This is a genomic window from Streptomyces fuscigenes (genome assembly GCF_021556455.1).
Taxonomy (GTDB): domain Bacteria; phylum Actinomycetota; class Actinomycetes; order Streptomycetales; family Streptomycetaceae; genus Streptomyces; species Streptomyces fuscigenes.
In genome coordinates, this window is record NZ_JAKGCV010000006.1 from 1 (window position 1) to 23,499 (window position 23,499).

Annotated in this window: 12 protein-coding genes, 1 tRNA gene and 1 pseudogene; 8 read left to right on the top strand and 6 right to left on the bottom strand. The window is 68.9% G+C overall.

Going from position 1 to position 23,499, the window contains the following annotated elements:
• Positions 1–68: 68 nt before the first annotated feature.
• The gene (locus L1885_RS01695) at positions 69–539 is read right to left on the bottom strand and encodes a RidA family protein (protein ID WP_235795123.1); all 471 of its coding nucleotides are present in this window, start codon (positions 537–539) and stop codon (positions 69–71) included.
• Positions 536–697: a Sp36 family protein gene (gene sp36, locus L1885_RS01700; RefSeq protein WP_106965770.1), complete on the bottom strand. Its 162-nt coding sequence runs from the start codon at positions 695–697 to the stop codon at positions 536–538. The genes L1885_RS01695 and sp36 overlap by 4 nt, the downstream gene beginning before the upstream one ends.
• A gap of 94 nt (positions 698–791) precedes the next feature.
• Between sp36 and bagA the strand changes: the two genes are divergently transcribed.
• Together bagA and bagB are read left to right on the top strand one after the other, a co-directional pair.
• Entirely contained in the window at positions 792–1,757 is a 966-nt protein-coding gene (bagA, locus tag L1885_RS01705; protein ID WP_235795124.1) for an ATPase BagA, read from the top strand.
• On the top strand, positions 1,754–3,325 hold the full coding sequence (gene bagB, locus L1885_RS01710; RefSeq protein ID WP_235795125.1) for an ATPase BagB: 1,572 nt from the start codon (positions 1,754–1,756) through the stop codon (positions 3,323–3,325). Before bagA ends, bagB begins: the two co-directional genes overlap by 4 nt.
• A gap of 746 nt (positions 3,326–4,071) precedes the next feature.
• Here the strand turns inward: bagB and L1885_RS01715 are convergent.
• A complete protein-coding gene (locus L1885_RS01715; protein ID WP_235795126.1) occupies positions 4,072–4,419 on the bottom strand; it encodes a WhiB family transcriptional regulator in 348 nt (115 codons plus the stop codon).
• Between the two features lie 529 nt (positions 4,420–4,948).
• Between L1885_RS01715 and L1885_RS01720 the strand changes: the two genes are divergently transcribed.
• Positions 4,949–7,249, top strand: a complete 2,301-nt coding sequence (locus tag L1885_RS01720; RefSeq protein ID WP_235795127.1) for a transglycosylase domain-containing protein — start codon at positions 4,949–4,951, stop codon at positions 7,247–7,249.
• A gap of 294 nt (positions 7,250–7,543) precedes the next feature.
• Here the strand turns inward: L1885_RS01720 and L1885_RS01725 are convergent, their stop codons facing one another.
• The gene (locus L1885_RS01725; protein WP_235795128.1) at positions 7,544–8,005 is read right to left on the bottom strand and encodes a GatB/YqeY domain-containing protein; all 462 of its coding nucleotides are present in this window, start codon (positions 8,003–8,005) and stop codon (positions 7,544–7,546) included.
• A 378-nt stretch (positions 8,006–8,383) separates the two neighbouring features.
• Here L1885_RS01725 and L1885_RS01730 point away from each other — a divergent pair, with 378 nt between their 5' ends.
• Positions 8,384–9,313, top strand: coding sequence for a metallophosphoesterase (locus L1885_RS01730; RefSeq protein WP_235795129.1), 930 nt, complete (start codon positions 8,384–8,386; stop codon positions 9,311–9,313).
• Positions 9,314–9,409: 96 nt separating this feature from the next.
• Positions 9,410–9,483 (top strand) — tRNA-Pro (locus L1885_RS01735).
• Between the two features lie 199 nt (positions 9,484–9,682).
• On the opposite strand, the pseudogene L1885_RS01740 reads toward L1885_RS01735, so the two are convergent.
• Positions 9,683–10,624 (bottom strand): annotated as a pseudogene (locus L1885_RS01740) (IS481 family transposase); the annotation flags it as partial.
• An 861-nt stretch (positions 10,625–11,485) separates the two neighbouring features.
• On the opposite strand from L1885_RS01740, the gene L1885_RS01745 reads away from it, so the two are divergent.
• Positions 11,486–12,778 carry a PIN domain-containing protein gene (locus L1885_RS01745; RefSeq protein WP_235795130.1) on the top strand — a complete coding sequence of 431 codons (1,293 nt, stop codon included), beginning with the start codon at positions 11,486–11,488 and terminating at the stop codon, positions 12,776–12,778.
• A 357-nt stretch (positions 12,779–13,135) separates the two neighbouring features.
• Positions 13,136–13,516, top strand: a complete 381-nt coding sequence (locus L1885_RS01750) for a hypothetical protein (protein ID WP_235795131.1) — start codon at positions 13,136–13,138, stop codon at positions 13,514–13,516.
• A gap of 25 nt (positions 13,517–13,541) precedes the next feature.
• Here L1885_RS01750 and L1885_RS01755 read toward each other — a convergent pair whose 3' ends face one another.
• Entirely contained in the window at positions 13,542–16,802 is a 3,261-nt protein-coding gene (locus tag L1885_RS01755; RefSeq protein ID WP_235795132.1) for a type ISP restriction/modification enzyme, read from the bottom strand.
• A 304-nt stretch (positions 16,803–17,106) separates the two neighbouring features.
• On the opposite strand from L1885_RS01755, the gene L1885_RS01760 reads away from it, so the two are divergent.
• On the top strand, positions 17,107–23,472 hold the full coding sequence (locus L1885_RS01760) for a protein kinase domain-containing protein (protein WP_235795133.1): 6,366 nt from the start codon (positions 17,107–17,109) through the stop codon (positions 23,470–23,472).
• Positions 23,473–23,499 lie beyond the last annotated feature (27 nt).

Genomic DNA, 23,499 nt, shown 5'->3' on the forward strand with positions numbered 1-23,499 from the left:
ATGTTCCAGCGCACACCGGGGTTGGCGCGGGCGGCGGGCGGCGGGCGGCGGGCGGCGCCCCGAACGGCTCAGTCCTCGGTGAGTTCCACCTGGATCTCGACCTCGACCGGCGCGTCCAGCGGCAGCACGGCCACTCCGACGGCGCTGCGCGCGTGCACGCCCTTGTCGCCGAGGACCCGGCCGAGCAGCTCGCTCGCGCCGTTGATCACGCCCGGCTGGCCGGTGAAGTCCGCGGCGGAGGCCACGTACCCGACGACCTTCACGACGCGCGCGATGCGGTCGAGGTCGCCCGTGACGGATTTCACTGCGGCGAGCGCGTTCAGCGCGCAGGTGGCGGCGAGCTCCTTGGCCTCCTCCGCGGTGACCTCGGCGCCGACCTTGCCGGTCAGCGGAAGCTTCCCGTCCACGAGCGGCAGCTGTCCCGCCGTGTAGACGTGGGCGCCGCTGCGGACGGCGGGCTTGTAGGAGGCGATCGGCGCGGCGACCTCCGGCAGGGTCAGCCCCTGCGCGGCGATCGCGGCCTCGACCGTGCCGCTCACGCGCCCTTCTCCCGCTTCAGGTAGGCGACGAGCTGCTCGGGGTTGTTGGGTCCGGGCACGACCTGGACGAGCTCCCAGCCGTCCTCGCCCCAGGTGTCCAGGATCTGCTTGGTCGCGTGCACGAGAAGCGGCACGGTGGCGTATTCCCACTTGGTCATGGGGCGACTGTAGTCGCAACCTCAGGGGCACCCCGAGAAACCCCGGGGGCGGCCATGTGCGTGACCCGGGACCCGACTGGTTAGGCTCGAATGTGTGAGCAGGCTCCAGGTCGTCAGCGGCAAGGGCGGTACCGGTAAGACGACGGTGGCCGCCGCTCTCGCGCTGTCCCTCGCGACAGAGGGCAAGCGGACTCTCCTCGTGGAGGTCGAGGGCAGGCAGGGCATCGCGCAGCTCTTCGAGACCGAGGCGCTGCCCTACGAGGAACGGAAGATCGCCGTGGCGTCCGGCGGCGGCGAGGTCTTCGCGCTGGCCATCGACGCGGAGCAGGCCCTCCTCGACTACCTCCAGATGTTCTACAAGCTGGGCAGCGCGGGCCGCGCGCTGAACAAGATCGGCGCGATCGACTTCGCGACCACCATCGCGCCCGGTGTCCGGGACGTCCTGCTGACGGGCAAGGCGTGCGAGGCCGTGCGCCGCCGCGATCGCAACGGCAGGTTCGCGTACGACCACGTCGTGATGGACGCGCCGCCCACGGGCCGCATCACGCGCTTCCTCAACGTGAACTACGAGGTGGCCGGGCTCGCGAAGATCGGCCCCATACACAACCAGGCGCAGGCCGTGATGCGCGTCCTGCGCTCGCGCGAGACGGCGGTGCACCTGGTGACGCAGCTGGAGGAGATGCCCGTCCAGGAGACGGCGGACGGCATCGCGGAGCTGCGCGCGGCGGAGCTGCCCGTCGGCAACGTGATCGTGAACATGGTCCGCCCCCACCTGCTCGACGAGGCCGCGGTGCGCGCCGCGTCGGGCGACCGGCGCAAGGAGATCACCAAGGTGCTGGCGGCGGCCGGCCTGTCCGCGCCGACGAAACTGGTGGGCCCGCTGCTGGAGCAGGCCGCCGAGCACGCGCAGCGCGTCGAGCTGGAGCGCGAGCAGCGCGCCGTACTGGAGAGCGTCGGCGTCCCGCGCTACGAGCTGCCGCTCCTCGGCGACGGCGTCGATCTCGCGGGCCTCTACCAGCTGGCCAGGGAGCTACGACAGCTCGGGAAGGCTTTCGCATGAGCAAGCCCCAGAGCCCCGGCGGGGTACGGGAAGAAGCCGGGCGCGACAGCCGGGCGGCCGGCGCGCCTGCGGCGGGCAGCGGTTCTCGCGGCGCCCGCGCCGCGCACGACTCCGCCGGCTCCGCGCCCACCGGGGTCCCCTCGGACACGCCCGCTCTCGACGTGGACGCCCTCCTCGACGACCGCTCCACCCGCATCATCGTCTGCTGCGGCTCCGGCGGTGTCGGCAAGACGACGACGGCCGCGGCGCTCGGCGTGCGGGCTGCCGAGCGCGGCCGCAAGGTCGTCGTCCTGACGATCGACCCGGCGCGCCGGCTCGCGCAGTCCATGGGCATCGACTCGCTCGACAACACCCCGCGCCAGGTCAAGGGCGTCGAGGGCCCGGGCGAACTGCACGCGATGATGCTGGACATGAAGCGGACGTTCGACGAGATCGTCGAGTCGCACGCGGACGCGGCCCGGGCGCAGGCCATCCTGCAGAACCCCTTCTACCAGTCCCTGTCGGCAGGTTTCGCCGGTACGCAGGAGTACATGGCGATGGAGAAGCTCGGCCAGCTGCGGGCGCGCGACGAGTGGGACCTGATCGTCGTCGACACCCCGCCGTCGCGTTCCGCGCTCGACTTCCTGGACGCGCCGAAGCGCCTCGGCTCCTTCCTGGACGGCCGGTTCATCCGCCTGCTGATGGCCCCGGCGAAGGCCGGCGGCCGGGCCGGGATGAGGTTCCTCAACGTCGGCATGACGATGATGACGGGCACGCTCGGCAAGGTGCTCGGCGGGCAGTTCCTCAACGACGTGCAGACGTTCGTGGCGGCGATGGACACCATGTTCGGCGGCTTCCGCACCCGCGCGGACGCCACGTACCGGCTGCTGCAGGCGCCCGGCACGGCCTTCCTCGTGGTGGCGGCGCCCGAGCGGGACGCGCTGCGCGAAGCCGCCTATTTCGTCAGCCGGTTGGCCGCCGAGCGGATGCCGCTCGCGGGCCTGGTCCTCAACCGCGTCCACGACAGCAGCGCACGCCGACTGTCCGCCGACCGGGCGCGGGCCGCCGCGGAAAATCTTGAAGAGGACGGCATTGTGGATCAGGCGCCCGGGAATGGTGTCCGTGGCGCCACTCCCCCCGGCGCGCCCAGCAGCACCACTCCCCCGAGCGACGGCCTCTCTCCCGAGACCTCCGGGCCGTCCGGGACACCCGAAAACCGAGACGACCGCGCGGACGACCACGGTGGGCCTCACGCAGACGACTCGAACGACTCGAACGACCCGCACCGCGTCCACGGCTCAGAAGCGTCGGACGGCCGGGCGTCCGATTCGACCGGCTCGCCCGACAGTTCCGATCCCTCGTCCGCCGGCTCTGTCACAACTGTGGAACAGCTGACGGCCGGTCTGCTGCGCCTGCACGCCGACCGGATGCACGTGATGGCGCGCGAACAGCGCACGCGGGACCGCTTCACGGCACTCCATCCCGAGGTGCCGGTGATCGCCGTGCCCGCCCTCCCCGGAGACGTGCACGACCTGGTGGGCCTGCGCGCCGTGGGCGACCGGCTGGCAGGGGACGACGCCACGGCCTGACGGCCCCCGACCTGCGATTTCCACACTGTGCGGCCTCCGACCGCGCCGATCGCCGGGCCTTGCTCCGCGCGCTCGACGGCCAGGGCGTGCATCGCCCCTCTCACCAGACATGTTCAGCCACACGCGGATGCCTGGACCCATCGTCCGCCCACGACCCCGTACGTCCAGGCGCCTCGACCGCACCCGTGGACGCGTGACGCGGAGCGGAAGCAGTCGCGCGTCGCTCGGGAATCTCAACAGCGGACGGCGCACTCCCTCCATTCACCGCTGACCTGCGCCGACGCGTCAGGCGCTCGGCCTGGCACACCCCTGCCGGAGGTGCCCGCCGCATCCGGTTCGACCCCGCGTCTTCGATCCCGCGTCGGTCTCACGCGCCCGGTCCGGCACACCCGGTCCCGGGCACCCGGCCCTGCGCGCGCCGGCATCGGGCACCCGGCTTCGCCGCGCCACCAACCGTCTGGGCGCACGCCGACCCGACGCACGCCGTCGCACCTCACCCCGGCGTCGGGCGCTCGCCGTCACCCAGGCCGCCGTGAGGCCATGAGCCATCGGACGGCAGGCATCCGCCCTGTACGCGCACCTGCCCGTACGCGCGCACCAGGCATGACACACCCGGCCCACGCTTCCGGCACGGGCAGTGCCCGCCAGGGCGCCCGTAGCGCGAGCGGCCTCCTGCCGACTGGGCCGCCCGCGCGTGGCGTCGGGCATGTGCCACGCGGCGCGGCGGCTGCCGGCAGCGCCCCGCGCTAGCCGACCGCCGCGTACGACTCGAAGCTCTCCTCGTCCTCTTCGAGCCCGGCGGGCAGCAGGCCCGCGCCGCGCTCGTACTCCGTACGCGCCGTCTCCAGCAGGCGCCGCCACGACGTGACCGTCGGCCGCCTGCGCAGCAGCGCGCGCCGCTCCCGCTCGGTCATCCCGCCCCACACGCCGAACTCGACGCGGTGGTCGAGCGCGTCGGCCAGGCACTCCGTACGCACCGGGCATCCGGTGCACACCGCCTTGGCCCTGTTCTGCGCTGCACCTTGAACGAACAGTTCATCCGGATCGGTAGTGCGGCAGGCTGCCTGCGCACTCCAGTCGGTTACCCAGCCCATGCCGGCGCCGTCCTCTCCCGAATCGAGGCTCCCCCACGGCGGCAAGCGGCATATTCACCGCTGCCAGTTGAGGACGTTACGGGCGGCGGGCACAGCGCAACACCCCCTTCGTGCCCAATCTTGAATGGTCCGAACGGACTATGCGTGCTCGAAAGATCACCCAGGGGAGTGAACAGAAGGCGTCAGGGACAAACCCGTACGACCAGCTGATTAAGCCTTGTCACAGCCGACGCCACGCGCCACACGACGCGGTACCGGAGGGCGCCCGTCCGGCGTTCGGGATCGCCGGAAGCTCGTGCCTCAAGACCACTCGAACGTGTGACTCTGGCCGGAATCGATCGGGCCTCGTGGTACTCCTCGGCCCCTCGGTGCTCCACTGCCCCTCTCGGCACCGCGGCCGGCCCGCTCCGGCGGAGGGGGATGCCGCCGGGACGCATCCGGTTCCCGCCGTGCGAGATCGTGACAGTCGAGTGCAGCTTAGGCCAGAGCCTTGACCATTGTCCGGCGAATCAGAACGTAGGCTGCACCCATGCCAAAGAAGCGCTCGGGCGGGGGCCTGTCCAAGACCCAGCAGGCCGCCAAGTTCCTGGGAGTCAGCGTGCTCGCCGGCGCGGTGCTCGCCGGCATCGCGCTGCCGGCCGTCGGGTCGTTGGGTCTCGCGGCCAAGGGGACGGTCAAGGGGTTCGACGAACTCCCGGCCAACCTCAAGACGCCGCCGCTGAGCCAGCGCACCACCATCCTCGACGCGGACGGCGGCAAGATCGCCGACGTCTACTCGCGCGACCGCACCGTGGTGCCGCTGAAGGACATCTCCCCCTACATGCAGAGGGCGCTCGTCGCGATCGAGGACTCGCGCTACTACGAGCACGGGGCGATCGACATCAAGGGCGTCGCCCGCGCGCTCAACAAGAACGCGCAGTCGGGAGGTGTCTCGCAGGGCGCCTCGACGCTGACGCAGCAGTACGTGAAGAACGTCTTCATCGAGGAGGCCGGCGACGACCCCGACAAGGTCGCCCAGGCCACGCAGCAGACGATGGGCCGCAAGGTCCAGGAGCTGAAGTACGCGATCCAGGTCGAGGACGAGCTCGGCAAGAAGAAGATCCTCGAGAACTACCTGAACATCACGTTCTTCGGTGAGCAGGCGTACGGCGTCGAGGCCGCGTCGGAGCGCTACTTCTCCAAGCACGCCAAGGACCTCGACCTGGACGAGGCGGCCCTGCTCGCGGGCCTGGTCCAGTCGCCGAGCCAGTACGACCCGATCAACGACGAGCCGACGGCGCTCAAGCGGCGCAACACCGTGCTCGCGCGGATGGCGCAGCTCGGCGACATCTCGCAGTCCGAGGCGGACAAGGCGATGAAGACGCCGATCAAGCTCAAGGTGACCCACCCGAAGAGCGGCTGCACGACGGCGGTCAAGGGCGCGGGCTTCTTCTGCGACTACGTGCGCGACGCGCTGCTGAACGACCCGTCCTTCGGCAAGACGGCCGAGGACCGGGCCAAGCGCTGGAACACCGGCGGCCTGACGATCAAGACGACGCTCGACCCGAAGGCCCAGGGCTCGGTCCAGAACGCGATCGAGAACCACGTCTACAAGTCGGACTCGGTCGCGACGGCCGTGACACTGGTGCAGCCCGGCACGGGCAAGATCGTCGCGATGGGGCAGTCGCGCCCCTACGGCCTGGGGAAGAACGAGACGCAGATCAACCTCAGCGTCAACCACGACATGGGCGGCGGCACCGGCTTCCAGTCCGGCTCGACGTTCAAGCCGATCACGGCCGCGGCCGCGATCGACGGCGGCACCGACCCGGGCAAGGTCGAGGCGGCCCCGAACAAGATGAACTACCCGTCGCCGGTGCAGACCTGCGACAAGACCTGGCAGAACAGCACGACCGACCCCGCGACCGTCGAGAACGAGTCGAAGTCCGAGGTCGGCCCGATGAACATGAAGGAGGCGATGGCCAAGTCGGTCAACACCTACTTCGTGCAGCTGATCAGCCAGATCGGCGTCTGCCCGGTGACGAAGATGGCGACGCAGATGGGCGTGCAGCGCGCCGACGGCAAGAAGCTCGACCAGGTGCCGTCCCTCACGCTGGGCACGCAGCTGGTCTCGCCGCTGACCATGGCCAACGCGTACGCGACGTTCGCCAACAAGGGCGTCTACTGCTCGCCGGTCGCGGTGCTGTCGATCACCGACACGCACGGCAAGTCGCTGCCGGTGCCGAAGTCGGAGTGCAAGCAGGCGATGTCCGAGCACACGGCCACGGTCCTCAACTCGCTGCTGAAGGGCGTGGTCGAGGACGGTACGGGTACGCTCGCCGGCCTCACGGACCGCGACAGCGCGGGCAAGACCGGTACGACGGACGACATCAACGCCGCCTGGTTCGTGGGCTACACCTCGGACATGGCGGGTGCGGTCTGGGTCGGCGGCCCGAGCGGCAACGTCTCGATGCGCAACATCACCATCGGCGGCCAGTACCACCAGCAGGTCATGGGTGCCGACACCCCGGGCCCGATCTGGAAGGCCGCGATGAGCGGTGCGCTGGCGGGCACGACGTCGCCGCCGCTGCCGACGATCAACCTCCCCGACATGAAGAAGAAGGACCCGAAGCCCCCGAAGGGGGACCACGGCGGCAAGCCCGGCGGCGGTGACGACGGCAACAACGGCGACACCGCGGGCGCCGACGCCGGCGCCGCGAACGGCGGGGCCGGCCAGGACGGCGGCACCGGCACCCCGCCCGGCACCGGCCAGAACGGCGGGGCCGGCAACAACGGCGGCGGCAACGGCGACAACGGCGGCTTCAACTTCTTCGGCGGCGGCAACGGCCACTGACACCGCCGAAGCCCCCGGCGGAGCACCCGGCCCCCCAGGGGCCCGCTCCCGCCCCGCATGATCAAAAGGGCGCCCGCCCCGGTGCGAACCGGTGCGGGCGCCCTTGCGTATGCGTTCGGCCGGCGCAGGGGGCGGCTGCGGGATCGTCTCGGACCGGTCGGGGTCGTCGCGAACCCTCACCTCCCGGACCGGCCGGGCGGCGGCGGAGCGCACCTCTTCCGGCTGGGCCGGTGGACCGGCTGAGCCCGCCGGAACCGACGGCGGCCCGGTCCCCGCGCGAGACCTGCGCGAGAACTAGCCGAGGAGGCGCTTCACGATGCCCGCGACGCGGCCGCCCTCGGCCCGTCCGTCCACGCGCGGCGTCACGATCTTCATGACGGCGCCCATGGCGCTCCGACCCTCCGCGCCGCCTGCCTTCGCCTCCGCGACCGCCTCGGCGACGATGGACTCCAGCTCGTCGTCCGTGAGCGGCTGCGGCAGGTACACGGCGAGCACCTCGCGCTCGGCCAGCTCGCGCTCGGCCTGCGCGGTCCGCCCGCCCTTCGCGAAGGCGTCGGCGGCCTCGCGGCGCTTCTTCGCCTCGTGGGCGATCACCTTCTGCACCTCGTCGTCGTCGAGCTCCCGAGCGGACGCGCCGGAGACCTCCTCCTTGGTGACCGCGGAGAGGGTGAGACGGAGCGTCGCGGAACGCAGCTCGTCGCGGGCCTTGATGGCCGTCGTGAGGTCTTCCTTGAGCTTGGACTTGAGGCTGGTCATGGGATCAAGTGTCGCAGGCCCGGGAGGCCTCGGGCGGCCCAATTACGCGGGGCCGGCGGCGGGGCCGCCCGGTGCGGGAGGGGCGGGGCACCCGGCTCCGACCGAACGCAGTCTGGGCCGTGCCGACGCGCCCGGCCGTCGGCACGGCGCGGGCCCGCACGTCTCGTCTCCTCCACGCTCCTGCACACGACCCGCCGTCCCACGGGTCACACCTCACCGGACCGACCACACCTCACGGGACCCACCACCCCCAAGCGACCTCACGGGACCCACCTCAGCGGACGGAGGAGCGGACCGACGCGAACAGCGGACGACGATGGTTGCCCGACCGAACCGGGCGAGTGACCGGCCTCACCCCCGGTCTGCGACCATGGGCGTATGCGCGCACGCTACGGAGTCCCCTTGTCCATCGCGGCGGCCGGCGCGGCAGGCGTCGCCTACGCCGCGGGTATCGAAGTCCGGTCGTTCCGACTGCGCCGGGTGACCGTGCCCGTGCTGCCCCCCGGCATGCGTGACCTGCGGGTTCTCCAGATCTCGGACATCCACATGGTGCGCGGCCAGCGCAAGAAGAAGCGCTGGCTGCAGTCGCTCGCCGGGCTGCGTCCGGACTTCATCGTGAACACCGGCGACAACCTGTCCGACCCGGAGGCCGTGCCGGAGGTCCTGGACGCGCTCGGACCGCTGATGGAGTTCCCCGGCGTCTACGTCTTCGGCTCCAACGACTACTACGGGCCCAAGCTGCGCAACCCCGCCCGCTACCTCTTCGAGAAGGCGCAGGGCAAGCACGGCCTGAACGGCAACGCCCCTGCCGTACAAGCGATCCACAACCCGTGGGAGCCCATGCGCGACGCGTTCGACGCGGCCGGCTGGACGAACCTCACCAACACCCGCGGCCGCCTCAAGCTCGACCGCTACGAACTCGCCTTCACGGGCCTCGACGACCCCCACATCAAGCGGGACAGGTACGCCGAGGTCGAGGGCGGCCCGGAGGCGGACGCGGACCTCTCGATCGGCGTCGTGCACGCTCCGTACCTGCGCGTGCTCGACTCGTTCACCGCGGACGGCTACCCGCTCGTCCTCGCCGGCCACACGCACGGCGGCCAGCTCTGCATCCCCTTCTACGGTGCGCTGGTCACGAACTGCGACCTGGACACGGACCGCGTGAAGGGCCTCTCCACCCACCGCTCCGCGGGCCACACCTCGTACCTCCACGTATCGGCCGGCTGCGGCACCAACCGGTACACCCCGGTCCGCTTCGCCTGCCCCCCGGAGGCCACCCTGCTGACCCTGACGTCCCGCCCGGCCTGAGCCGCGAGCTCCGCGGCGGCCCCCTCGAAACCGGATTTCGCCTGGGGCCGCCGGTGGGCTAAAGTAAACGTCGTTGCCGCAGTACGAGGCAGCGATCGGGGTGTAGCGCAGCTTGGCAGCGCGCTTCGTTCGGGACGAAGAGGTCGTGGGTTCAAATCCCGCCACCCCGACACAGGCCAAAGGCCCATTCGCATGATCGCGAGTGGGCCTTTGGCGTGCTCAGGCGCCACACAGGGGGCCAACCGATTCGCGTCATCGCCCCCGACCCTGGGAGCCGAAGTGCCTCGTCCGTCGCTTCCGCGCCCGTGTTAGCACGAGGCTCGGCCGCCCCAACCGAACGCCCAAGCTCTCCAAAGCGCTAGGTGTATTGCCTCGTGAGGTTCGGACGCGGCTGGCTGGTGGTTGGCCTTTCAGCGCGGTGTGGCCGCGGTGGTGATTGTAGGTATGCAGCCAGGCGGGGAAGGCGTCGCGTCGATCCTGCTCGGAGCGGTAGGGCCGGGCGTAGGCCCACTCGTCGAGCAGGGCGCGGTTGAAGCGTTCGACCTTGCCGTTGGTCTGCGGCCGGTAGGGCCGGGTGCGCTTGTGTGCGATGCCGGCCTCGGCCAGTAGGTCGCGCCAGTCGCGAGAGCGGTAGCAGGAGCCGTTGTCGGTCAGGACTCGTTCGATGCTGATCCCGCAGTCATGGAAGAAGGCCTGGGCCCGCTGCCAGAAGCCGGTGGCGGTCTCCTTCTTCTCGTCCGTGAGGATCTCGCTGTAGGCAAGGCGGGAGTGGTCGTCGACGGCGGTGTGCAGGTAGCTGTAGCCCATCTTCGAACGGGTCTTGCGTCCTGCCTGACGGCCCAGGACCTTGTGTCCTCCGCCGTCGGGGATGTTGCCGAGTTTCTTGATGTCGACGTGGACGAGTTCGCCGGGCCGGTCACGTTCGTAGCGGCGCACGGGCCGGCCGGTTGCGCGGTCCAGGTGGGCCAGGCGGGCTATGCGGTAGCGGACCAGGACGCGGTGCACGGTCGAGGGCACCAGTCCGAGCAGGTGGGCGATGCGGGCCGGGCCCCAGCGGCGAGCAAGGCGGACCTTGATGATCCGCCGTTCGGTGCGGGTAGGAGTCTGGCGCGGGCTCGTGCGGGGACGGCTTGAACGGTCACTCATTCCAGCCTCCCCGAACTCGCGGTAGCGGGCAGCCCAACGCTGGGCCGTGGTCGGGGAGACCTGGAAGCGCTCGGCGGCTCGCCTCAGGGGCCAGCCGCCGTCCACGACGCAGCGGGCCAGACGCAGCCGTCCGGTCTCAGTCAGGGGTGCATTACGGTGGGGCACGAGGGCCTCTCTGGTCGCCGGTGCAGATGTCGCAATCCACACCAGGCCAGAAGGCCCTCACCCATTTCAAGATCCCTCAGCAGAGACCTTGCTCACCCGTCCACAACCTCCCCGGACAGAACAGCTAGGCGCCATGGGCGACGACTCGTGTGCCCATCCATGAGCTCAAGCGCTGGATCCCGGTTCCTGCACGGGGCACCTGCAACGACTCGATGCGTCGAACGCCTCACGAGGAGCTGAACTGGGGAAACGCAACTGCGAGCCCTGCTTGCGCCGTGCGGAACTGCCGCACGATCGAACGCTTGTCGGGCTATGGTGGGGAAATCACACGCAAGGCAGCCTGCGGAGACGCATATCCACGCGCCCAGATAACCGAGTTAGGCAATTGGCTCGTTCCGTCGTGCCGGTTGCTGCCAGGATGAGTTGTGGCGTCATGGACACCGTGGAGGTTTCCGACGGTTCGACGCCGCCCGACGCTCCAGCCACGTGACCCGAGTCGGCCCTCGGTCACTCGGTGGGTGTTACCTGATTCGTGAGATCACCGGACGGGCTGAGCCCGGGCCGTGTGGTGGCCCAAATCGCTTCGAGGCGGAGAGATTACGGTTCCACGCCCGCCACGCCTCGCAGCGAAGTATCAGGCCAGGATCTGATCCGTATCACACGCCACCCCTCGGAGGTCACCCTGAGTAGCCTCTTTCAATCAAGCCTCGCCCCGGAGCCTCTAGCGCAAGGGATCCACCCACCGGCGGCAGACAGCGCTGCCCCTGTGTTACTTGCTTTTCGCCATCACCGCGTCGAAGAAACACTAAAGTCATCGTTGGAGGCGTGGGCGAAGCGGAGCCTACGCGCATGTAGGTGGGGGTGGCTGTGGTGACCGATGCGATACCCAACGCCGGGCGTGGTCTGTTCGATGACTTCGGGGCCTACCAGACCCCAACAACCTCGGACTTCACTGCGGTACTCAAAGACGGGTTGGTCGCTCCCGATGCGAACGTGCTGCTGAATCTCTATCGGTACACGGAGCAGGCTCGGACCGACCTCCTGCGCACTCTAGGTGCGCTCGGGGACCGTCTCTTCGTTCCACACCAGGTCGTTGAAGAGTTCTGGCGGAACAGAGAAAGCGTCATCACCGATGCCCGGTCGACGAGCACGAACGCGGCCCAGGAGATGAGCAGCCATACCCTCACAGCAGTGCAGACGCTCCGCACTTGGGCCAATCGGGTAGCCCTGAGCGACGAGGACTTCACGAGCCTCCGCGATCGATTGACGGGTGTCTTTGATGAGGTACAGAAGAAAATCACTGAGATCGGCGAGGGTGAGTGGCAGAGCATCACTCCGGACACAGGTATTGATCCAGTGATTCCCGGTTTGGAACGTGCCCTCGCCGGCCGCGCTGGATCACCCTTCAACCCTGAGGAAATCCTCAAACTCACCGAGGTAGGCGGAGAACGGATCAAGAAGCGTGTGCCGCCGGGCTACATGGATGCCAAGAAGGATGGCGATGGCGCGGTAGGCGACTTCTTCGTTTGGGAGCAGCTTCTGCGCGCAGCATCTGAGTGCGAGAGCGACGTCCTCTTTGTGACCGGAGACGTAAAAGAGGACTGGTGGCGGAAGGAGCATGGTCACAACAGAGGCCCCCGGCCAGAGCTGTCCGCGGAACTCCGCAGACGGGGCGGTGGTCGACTGTTCCTGTTGTCGCCGAAGCAGTTCCTCGAAGTGGCCGCCCCCATCTTGCAGCTAAGTCTCCAAGCTGGCTCCGTGGAAGATATCGAGCGCGTGGAACGTATCGAGACCGAGCCCTCTCGGGGCGGCTGGACTACAGCCGCGATTGAGGAACTCTTCAACGGCCTCACGTATGAGGGATACGGCAACCGGGTCGACGTGATCCGCTACGCGGCCGACATGGATGGCTATATCGAGGCAGTGTCCGTCTACGACATCTGTGATTACGACGACGACCGGAGTCTCAGAGGCTTTACGAAACCGATTAGGCGGATCAGCGAAAAGCTGGTGGAGCAAGGGGTCATCCCGGATTCTGCCGTTCCAGTCCTAGCCGCCGAGTACCAGAGTGGCTCAGGTCGGGCCTCCGGATTCAAGATCGATCCTCTTCTAGTGCCGCTGATCAACGACTTGGCGGATGACGAGGACCAGTAGGCCAGTTGGCCTGGGTGCTCCGAACCGCCGGGTGTTTGCAGCCTGCCGCCACACCCAGCGTCTCCTGGGAAAGGCGGCTTTGCTTCTTAAACGGAGGCACAAGGCGGGTTCAAGTGCGGCAGGCTGCACGCCACCCGCAACGGGTTGAGTTCGTGAGGTGCCGGCACCGGAGCTGTCAAGGGGCAAGCCCTTGCACAGCAAAGGGCCTGGACAGGTGATCCGCCTCAGGGCGCGGTGTGTCTGACCGTCTATGTGACACGGGTAGTACCGATTGGCAGAGTCGCCCGATACTTCGCATGACCGTCTAGCTTGTGTGCTAGGCATGCCCTCATGCACTCTGCGGCACCGCTGCCCCATGTGGACCTCACCGAAAACCAGCGCCGACTCCTTGCCCGGCTGGCCCTGGGTTCCCTCCCCGTCCCCACCGACCGCCCAGCCTTCACGCGTGCGCTGGCCGCGGATGGCCTCGAAGCTGATTTCATCCGGGCCGATCTACCGTCGCTTCGTTGGATGAGACTGGTCGACGTGGCCGAGGGGTCACTGATGCTGACCGACCTTGGCGCCGCCGTCCACTTCCGGGCGCTTTTCGAGTCCTCCCAGGAGCGGCTCAGCGAGGTGGTCCGGCTTGCTGAGCGGGGTGAGGACACGGTCCCCCGCCTCGCCCGCGCCATTCGCGGGGTAGCAGAAGGTTCCTGCTCCCTTCCGCAAGCCCTCCTCTCCCTGGAGGAAGCAACCTGAAGAGGGCCCGGGGCAGCACCCGAGCTCAGCCGAACAGGGTGCCGGCTGCGTGACGCCGGACCCGCCGCGCGGCGGCTGGTACTGGCAATATCCCGGCCACGGAAAGTTCCGCCTCGGTGATCACGGGACCGGCCACAATGTGATCCAACAGTTGCCTCTGCGCGTCGGCCAAGTCGGTGAGACGACGCAGCACGGATAGCATGTCGATGAGTTCGGTCGTCCACTCGTGCAGCCAGCGGCCGGCATGGATGTCATCCAGCGGACTCGTCCGCTTGCTGGTTGGTTTGGACTTTCTGTAGCCGAACCAATGGCCGACGATCTTCATGCCTCCGACATCGTACGCCCAAACATCCTCTGGTACTGGACCGAACGCCCCGGAGCCCGCGTGCAGCGTCCCCGTCTCGGCGTCGTAGATCATACGATCGGGAATCGGATCACCGATGGGTGTGAGATAGCGGACCTGGCGCGGGTCGTCCGGAGCGAACTGCACTTGCCCGGTCGGCCGGCCCGCACTTGGGTTGGCGCAGCGCTCGCCATACGTAGACGCCCACAGGATCTCCTGTCCCAGGGCAACGGCACGAGACCACAGCGCCCTGTCGCAAGTCAAAGGTATCCGAACTCCTGGGGTCAGCAGCTCTTCTACGAACCTCTCGGTGAAGGCCTGCTGTCCGGATATCGCCACTACGTATGCGGCCAGGTCGACTGCCCCGACCCGGCCGCAGCCCAGGGTGCGGGCCAGAAAAGGAAGAAGGCCTGGAGTCGCATTGGGGGTTCCGTCGGGATGGAGGATCGGGAGGACTCGCCCCCCGCGGCCGTTGAAGTGATGTGTATCCGGAATGAGTTCGGTGACCGTAACCGCTGGACCGGAGTCGATCGCTTGGGACGACTGCTGGTTGAGGAAGATCTGGCCGGCCTGGAGGGAGGCCCACAGGTCGGGGCGCGGGTAGTCGATTACACGGCTGTCAGCGATCAGCCACTGCCGGTCGAAGCTTCGTAGGGCCGTACGTATGACGCCAGGGCGAACGTTTGCCTCCTGGCCCACCGACTGCGAGTGACCGGGTCGCCCCGGTAAAGCGTCCCTGGTTGAGTCCAGCTTCCGGTCCCGGGTCTCCTTGAACTGCTCGGCCCTGAGAACGGGATCAATGGAGCGCACCAATGTTGACCAGCGTTCACGGAGAACATCCGCGGAAGGATCAGTCACCCACGATCGGTTTGACGTCACCCCCAGGGTCCCCCAGGGGAAGAGATCGTCCAGTGCCGGGTAGTCCTCCCATCCCGAGACAGCACGGGGAGTGAACGGCCGAGGGGATCGGTCGTGCGTGTCGCGCCAACCGTCGTCATCGAGCTGCACTTCACGCAGTTGCCGGAACTTGTCACCACGACGCCCAGCAAGGGCGCGATAGTGCACCTTCGCCCGGTGATCCTCGCTCCGCCGGGTGCCGGCCTTTCGCACGAAGATCGAGATCGCCAGCGGCTGGGCCACGCCCGAGAAAGGGCGAGTGGCGACGTCCGAACGATGGCCCTCCGGTGACAAATTGATGATCCAGCCCTCGTCGCAGGTCCGGCGCAGGTACTCGCGCATCCCGCGGCCACCGGGGCCGGTCGCCCAGCCCGTCGGCGTGATCAGGCAGACGACGCCATGGCGTTCGTCGTCGTGCGCGTCGAAGACCTTCCACGTGGCCCAACGCCAGAAGTACACGTACATGTTCTTGAGGATGTGTTCGTAGCGGCCGTTGCCCGGATACCGGAAGGCATCCAGCAGAGGCGCCTCGCTGCGGTCCGCACGTTTCTCGATCCACCCGCCACGGTCTTCGGCCTTGTCGTCGTAGGGCGGGTTGGCGATCACCACGGTCACCGGCACGTTCGCCTTCACGTTGTTGGCGCGCCTCCGTGACTCGGAGAGGGCGTCGTACGTGGATGCCAGGTACTCCTCTTCGACGAACGGGTTGTCCAGGGTGTCGGTGACGAAGAGATTGAGACCGCCCCGGGGCGGATGGGTCCCGTGTCTCCTGAGGAGATCGGACGTCCGCAGCTCGGCTACGGCGAAGGGCCCCATCTGCATCTCGAATCCATACAGGCGTGGGGCCAGCCGGGCTATGGCGTCGGTGGCCATCGCACGGCCGGAACGGTCCGCCGCCTGTTCGGCCACACGCTCGATGATGGTGTGCAGGTAGGTCCCTGTCCCCATGGCGGGGTCGACGATCCGTACACCTTCACTGCCGAAGGCGTCGGGCTGGTTCAGCCTGGTACGCAGGACATCCTCAGTGAGGCGCACCATCTCCTCGACGACCTCGTGTGGTGTGTAGTACGAGCCGCTCCTCTGGCGCAGGAGCGGGTCGTACACGGTGAGGAAATGCTCGTACAGGTGCAGATAGGCGTCTCGGTTACCCGACCGGATGGCCGGCCAGTCCACCGTGGCGATGGTGCGGCGCAGTAACTCCAGGGTGACGGTGAAGCGTTCGTTCACATTGTCCGTCAGGAGTTGCAGCGCCTTTCCCATGAGTGCGTGGCCGTCGTCCAGCAACCGGCCGATGTCGTGGAGGCCGGCCTCCTTGCTCAATACGTTCTCGGACCGTGCGAGGAGCAGCGCGAAGGTAACGGCTTGGGCGTATCCGTCGGCGAAGGTGGCCTCGTCGGCGGAGGGGAAGAGCATCCGGCGCCAGTCGTTCTTCAGCCCGGTGAATGGCCTGGCGCGGATGTCGTCTGCAGGGTCAGCCGACCGGGCTTCGGCCGCCAGCTGTTCGAGCACCGCACCCCTGAGCAGCCGGCACAGAGGCGCCACGTGTTGGACGAGCCGGAAGACGTGCTTGATGGCGGGTGGTCTCCAGTGGAGGAACTGCCTCAGTAACGCGTCCAGGGCAGAAGGGTCAGCCGGCACCAGCCTGTCGCCCGCGGTGCGAAGGGAGCCTTCCAGATGGACGGCTCCGCCAAGTTGCTGACCGTCACGGAACAGTCGCCACTCGGTTCCGTTGGTGTACAAGAGGTTGGGGAGGTTGCGGAGCTTTTCCCACTGCTCCCGGTTGCTCCTGCCGAAGGAGTTCGGGTCGACGGACAGGCCCGGCCTCTTGAGCTCGATGTAACCCGTCAGTTCACCGCTCGCGCGGACCGCATAGTCGGGGCGCACTCCGAGGTCGGCAACCCGGAACTCGTCATGCCAGGAAACCTCGGTCTGCTCGTATCGGTGTCCTACCGCCTGGAGCAACGCCTCCAACGGAGCGCGGATGGAGGCTTCCGGACTGCCTCCGCCCGAGAGCTTGACCTTGCAGGATCGTCCGAACTCCGCCACAGCGGCAAGCAGCCAGCCGTCTAACCCCCCTGACATCTTCCCCCCACGGATCGAGTCAGGTCGCCGATCGTACCCACGCTCAGTCATCCTGCAAAGACCCGCTGTGATTTCATCATTTCACCTTCCGTTGGCGAATCTCCGCCGGGAAGGCCGCCGAGGACCAGCGTCACTCATGACGCACGCAAGCATGTTGACAACGTACACGCATAGGATTCACCCTGTGCATAGTTCGAGGTGTACGCTCCTGCTCTTGCGGGCGTAGTCACCTTGCACCCGATGATGCGAACGGGGAGGGCGAGGGTCGGTGAGCGTGGACACGGTCGACGGACGGTTCCGGATCACGGGGATCGTGGGGCGCGGGAACATGGGCGAGGTGCACCGGGCCGAGGATCTCCGGGCCGCATCGGACTCCCCGCACCGCGAGGTGGCGGTCAAAACCGTGCTGCGAAGCCGTACCGGCATCGCGTTCGACGCATCGGGGTCCGGCAAGGAGGTGGAGCGTTTCCGCCGCGAAGTGCGGATCATGCGCATGCTCTCCAAAGGCCACCCGAACCTCACGCTGCTGATCGACGGCGGCGTCGACGAGACGGTAGGTGACAACGGGCTGCCCTACCTGGCCATGGAGCTCCTCGACGGCAACCCGCTGGCCGACCTCATCGACGAGGAGCCCCAGCTCCCGGTGTCCTGGGTCGCCGCGCTCGGGGCGCAGATGTCCGGTGGACTCGCCGCCGCCCACACGGCCGGGGTGGTCCACCGCGACCTGAAGCCGGCCAACGTCATGCTCACCCGCGACGGCACGGTGAAGATCCTCGACTTCGGCATGGGGTCGGTCGTCGACGACCCGGACCAGACGCGCCTCACCAGCACGGGAGTCAGCGTCGGCACGGCCCGCTACATGGCTCCGGAGCAGTTCCGTGCGGAACCTGTCTCCGCCTCCGCCGACCTGTACGCGCTCGGCTGCATCCTGTACGAACTGCTCATCGGACGGCCGCCGTTCTCTGCACGGACCGCATACGAGCTGTCCGAACAGCATCAGCACGAGCAGCCGCCGCAACTGAAGCTCGTACGCCCCGACCTGCCTGCGGAGCTGGTCCGGCTGGTGGACCGCCTCTTGGAGAAGGACGCGGAACTGCGGCCCGAGAACGCTGCTCTCGTCCGTGAGGCACTCGTCCCCCTGGCGTTCGCTCCGGACGACACGGCCGCCCTCCTCGCGCCGCACTGGCAGGCAATGGACCCGGTGGCGCGGCTGCGCACCCTGCTGTCCGAGCCCGCCCCCGCCTCGCCTGCGCCCGTGCCGCGCAGGGAGCCGCGTCTGCCGGAGGCCATGGACGTCTTCGGCATCCACGCCGACCTGATCAGTGAGTACGAGAACTTCACCAAGAGCGGCACGGTGATCCGGGACGCCCGGATCTCGGGGTTCGTCGAGGAGGACCTGGAAGCCAAGTCTCAGTGGCCCGACCCGTGGCTGTCGCTCAACCCGTTCTTCGCGGACGGCGGCCAGGTCACCGACCTCGTCAGGGACGGGATGCTGCACTCCCGCTGTGCGGAGATCTTCCAGGCGGGGAAGAAGAAGACCTCTCCCCGCCCCGACGGCAGGCCCCTGACCTTCCATCTCCACCAGCGTCAGGCAATCGAGGCGGCGCAGGCCGGGGACTCCTACGTCCTGACCACGGGCACCGGTTCGGGCAAGTCCCTGTCGTACATCGTGCCGATCGTGGACCGGGTCCTGAGGGAGCGCGAGGCGGCGGGAGGCGCGGGTGGCCGGGTGCGCGCAATCATCGTCTATCCGATGAACGCCCTCGCCAACTCCCAGCTGCTGGAGCTGGAGAAATACCTGAGCCACGGTTTCGGCGAGGGGCGCGAGCCTGTCACCTTCGCGCGCTACACCGGTCAGGAGTCCGAGGAGCAGCGTCGTGAACTGCGCAGGAACCCCCCGGACATCCTGCTGACCAACTACGTGATGCTGGAGCTGATGCTGACCCGGCCGGACGACCGTTCCAGCCTGATCCGCATGGCCGAGGGCCTGCAGTTCCTCGTCTTCGACGAGTTGCACACCTACCGGGGCCGGCAGGGCGCCGACGTGGCGTTCCTGATCCGACGCGTCCGTGAGGCGTGTCGTGCCTCGGAGTCCCTCCAGTGCATCGGCACGTCGGCAACCATGTCGACCGAAGGGTCCTGGGAGGACCAGCAGCGGGAGGTGGCGAAGGTTGCGGGCCGTCTCTTCGGCACGACGCTGCTGCCGAAGAGGGTCATCGGGGAGACCCTGGTCCGCGCCACCGACGAGCCGCCGGAGACGGTGCCGGCGGAGCGCCTGCGGGTGCCCGCGGCTCCCCGTTCCTACGAATCACTGACGAAGGATTCGCTGGCCCGGTGGATCGAGTCCCGCTTCGGCCTGGAACGCGAGGACGGGACGGGTCGGCTGCGCCGCTGCGCCCCTGCCACGGTCGAGCAGGCAGCGGCCGAGCTCACCGCGGCGTCCGGGGTGGGCGAGGAGAGGGTGCGTGAGGCGATCCGGACGACCTTGGAAGCGGGTGGGCAGGCGAAGCACCCGGTGACGGAACGGCCCCTGTTCGCCTTCCGGCTGCACCAGTTCCTCTCCAAGGGCGACACCGTCTACACGACGCTCGAGGATCCGCTCACCCGGCCGCTGACGCGCAGGTACCAGTTGGAGCAGCCGGACAGCGACGGCAAACCGCTCTTCCCGCTCTCCTTCTGCCGTGAGTGCGGCCAGGAGTACCTGCCCGTCTGGCGCATCGACGAGGGCGGCACCTTCCGCTACGAGCCGCGCCGGGACACGTCCGCCTCCGGTGGGCGCGACGGTGAGGGATATCTGTACCTGGGCATCCCCGGCGAGGACTACGAGTGGCCGGCCGACGCGCAGCGCGCCGTGGTCGAGAAGCGGCTCCCCGAGTCGTGGCTGGAGCGGGACGCGCAGGATGTGATGGTGGTCAAGAAGTCGTACGCCCACCGCCTGCCGAAGCGCGTCGTCGTGGACGGACACGGCAACGAGTCCGGCGAGGGCCTGGCCGCGGCCTTCATCCCGGCGCCGTTCCTGTTCTGCGTCCACTGCCAGGTCTCCTACGAGCGGACGCGCGGCCTGGACTTCGCCCAACTGGCGACTCTGGCGCAGGAAGGACGTTCCTCGGCGACGTCCCTGATCTCGGCGTCGATCGTGAAGTCCCTCAGGGCGGTGCCCGCCCAGAGCCTCGGCAAGGAGGCCCGCAAGCTCCTCACCTTCGTCGACAACCGGCAGGACGCCTCGCTGCAGGCCGGCCACTTCAACGACTTCGCGCAGGTCACGCAGTTGCGTGGCGCGCTGTACCAGGCCGCGCTGCGGGCGGGTGACGAGGGGCTGCAACACGAGGACCTCGCCGAAGCCGTCACCGGGGTGATGGGGCTCTCGCCCCGCGACTACGGTGCCGGTGGGGAGCTGGCGCCGTCCATGGAGCGGCGGGCCGCCAAGGCGTTCCGGGATGTCGTCGGGTACCGCCTCTACCGTGACCTGGAGCGCGGCTGGCGCGTCACGATGCCGAACCTGGAGCAGACGGGGCTGCTGCGCATCGACTACGCCGACCTGCCCTGGCTCGCCGGGCAGGACGAGCGCTGGAGCGGCGCGCACGCGGCGCTGCGCGGCGCCGACCCGGCGCTGCGGGAAGAGGTCGCCCGCGCTCTGCTCGATCACATGCGGCGCGCACTCGCCATCGATGTGCAGTACTTCCGCGACGACTTCGACACCCTGCAACGGGCGAGCGAGGAGCGGCTCGGCGGGCCCTGGGTGCTGGGCGAGAGCGACCGGCCGGCCGTGGGCACCGCGTACCCGTACGGGTCGCGGCCCGGCATGGAGCGTTCTGCTCTGTTCCTGTCGGCTCGCGGCAAGTTCGGCAAGTACCTCAGGCGGAACATGCCCGCTCTGCGCGACCTTCCGGTCAGTGACGTCCAGAAGGTGATCGAGGATCTGCTGACGGTGCTGCGGAAGACCAACCTGGTCAGTGAGGTCGAGGTGGTTCCGGAACGCTCCGGCCCTGCCTTCCGCCGCCGGGTCGCCGACAGGCGTACCGGTTTCCGGGTCTCGGCCGCCGCCCTGATCTGGCGGGCCGGCGACGGGGTGCGGGGCAGCGTAGACCCGCTGGCGCGCACGTACAGCCGTGGCGAGGGCCCGAGGGTCAACCCGTTCTTCCGCGATCTGTACCGGACGGCGGCCGCCGAGCTGGCCGGCCTGTTCGCCCGGGAACACACCGCACAGGTCACCCCGGAGGACCGGCTGCGCCGCGAGGAGGAGTTCCGTACGGCGGAACTGCCTCTGCTGTACTGCTCGCCGACCATGGAGCTGGGGGTGGACATCTCCTCACTCAACGCCGTGCTCATGCGCAACGTCCCGCCGACTCCGGCGAACTACGCCCAGCGCTCCGGCCGGGCGGGCCGCAGCGGTCAGCCCGCGCTCGTGACCACGTACTGCGCGACGGGCAACAGCCATGACCAGTACTACTTCCGCCGCTCCGAGGAGATGGTCTCGGGGCAGGTCGCACCGCCACGGCTGGACCTCGCCAACGAGGACCTGGTCCGCTCGCACCTTCAGGGCATCTGGCTGGCCGAGACGGGCATGAAGCTGGGTTCCGCGATCCCCGACGTCGTGGACGTCGCCTACGATCCTGACGCGGGTGACCGCCCCGACCCGCGTATGGAGCTGCCGCTTCTGCCCCACATCCGCGACCTGGCCCTGGACGAGGACGCCCGCCGACGTGCTGTCGCCGCCGCTCGGACCGTACTGGCCCCACTGATCAGTACCTTCCAGGAGACCACCTGGTGGTACGACGAGTGGATCGAGGACCGCGTCGAGCGGGCGCCGGACAAGTTCGACGCCGCCTTCGACCGGTGGCGCCAGCTGTTCCGGGCGGCCGTCATCGACCAGTACGAGCAGAACAGGCGCGTCGTCGACCACACCCTGTCCCCGGGCCAGCAGGGCCAGGCCCGCTCCCGGCGCCGCGAGGCCGAGACGCAGACGAACCTGCTGCTGAACCGCTCCAGCGACAACAAGTCGGTGATGAGCGACTTCGGTCCGTACCGCTATCTGGCGTCCGAGGGATTCCTGCCCGGCTACAGCTTCCCGCGACTCCCGCTGGCCGCGTACATCCCGCGCTCCGGCAACCGCCGCAACGCCGACGGCGACTACCTCCAGCGCCCCCGGTTCCTGGCGATCCGCGAGTTCGGCCCGGGCGCCCTGATCTACCACGAGGGCGCGCGCTACCAGGTGACACGGGTCCAGATGCCCCCGGACGCCTCGGGCGACCTGGCGACGGCGGAGGCACGGCGCTGCGAGGGCTGCGGATACCACTACGACGTGCAGGCGGGCACCGATATCTGCACGATGTGCCGCGAGCCGCTGAGGGCCGGGACGAAGCGCACCCACCTGCTCCACCTGCACACCGTGTACACCACCCCTCGTGAGCGGATCTCCTCCGACGAGGAGGAGCGCCGCCGGGCCGGCTTCCGCCTGGAGACCTCCTACGCCTTCCAGGACCACGGCGCCCGCAAAGGACGCCTGACCTCCCATGTGGCCGAGGTGAGCGGGACACCGGTACTCGACCTGGACTACGGCGACTCGGCGACCGTCCGCATCACCAACCTCGGACGGGTCCGGGACAAGCCGGGCGAGCCGGACGGCTACTGGCTGGATCTCGGTGACGGACGCTGGCTCAACGACCGGGCCGCCGCCGACGCGATCGAGGGCACCGGCATGCCCGTGGTCGACGAGGACGGCAACGAGAAGCGCCGCAAGAGGCGGGTCCTCCCGTACGTGGAGGACCGGCGCAACATCCTCGTCCTCACCCTGGACGAGCCGCAGCCCGAACCGGTGGCCCTGTCGTTCCTGTACGCGCTGGAGCGGGGCATCGAGGCCGCGTTCGAGCTGGAGGACTCGGAGCTGACGGCGGAACTGCTACCGCCGGACGGCGGCCCGTACCGCCGCATGCTCTTCACGGAGGCCGCCGAGGGCGGTGCGGGCGTGCTGCGCAGGATCCAGCACGACAAGGAAGCACTGGCCCTTGCCGCCCGGACCGCCCTGGACATCTGCCACTTCGATCCCGAGACGGGCGAGGACCAGGGGGGTCCGTCGGAGGGCGAGAAGTGCGCCCGCGGCTGCTACGCGTGCCTGCTCACCTACGGCAACCAGACGCACCACCGCAGCCTGAGCCGGCACGCCGCCCGCCCACTGCTGCTCCGGCTGGCCGCCTCCCTCACCGAGCGGGAGGACCGCGGCGAGTCCCGCAGCGAGCAGTTCCACCGGCTCGCCCGGGAGATGAGGGGTGCCGCCGCCGAGGGGCCCGGCGCCGAGCCCATCACCGTCCCGACGGCGCTGGAGGCCGATCTCGCGGCCCTCGTCGCCGCCGGCGACCTGCTCGGCTGGCTCAAGGCCAAGGGCTACCGCCAGCCGGACGAGGTCAACACCGTCGTGGAGCAGGCCGACGCGCGCCCCGACCTCGTCTTCCGTCTGGAGGGCGCCAATCTCGCGGTGTTCGTCGACCTCCCCGGCCACGAGGCCGATTCGACCCGCGACATGGACGCCCGCTACCGCCTGGAGGACGCGGGCTGGGACGTCCTGTCCTTCCCGGTGGACGCCGACTGGGACGCCATCGTGGACCTCCATGCCTCCTCCTACTTCCACACCCGTTGACGTCCGCCGCATCCGACCCCAAGGAAC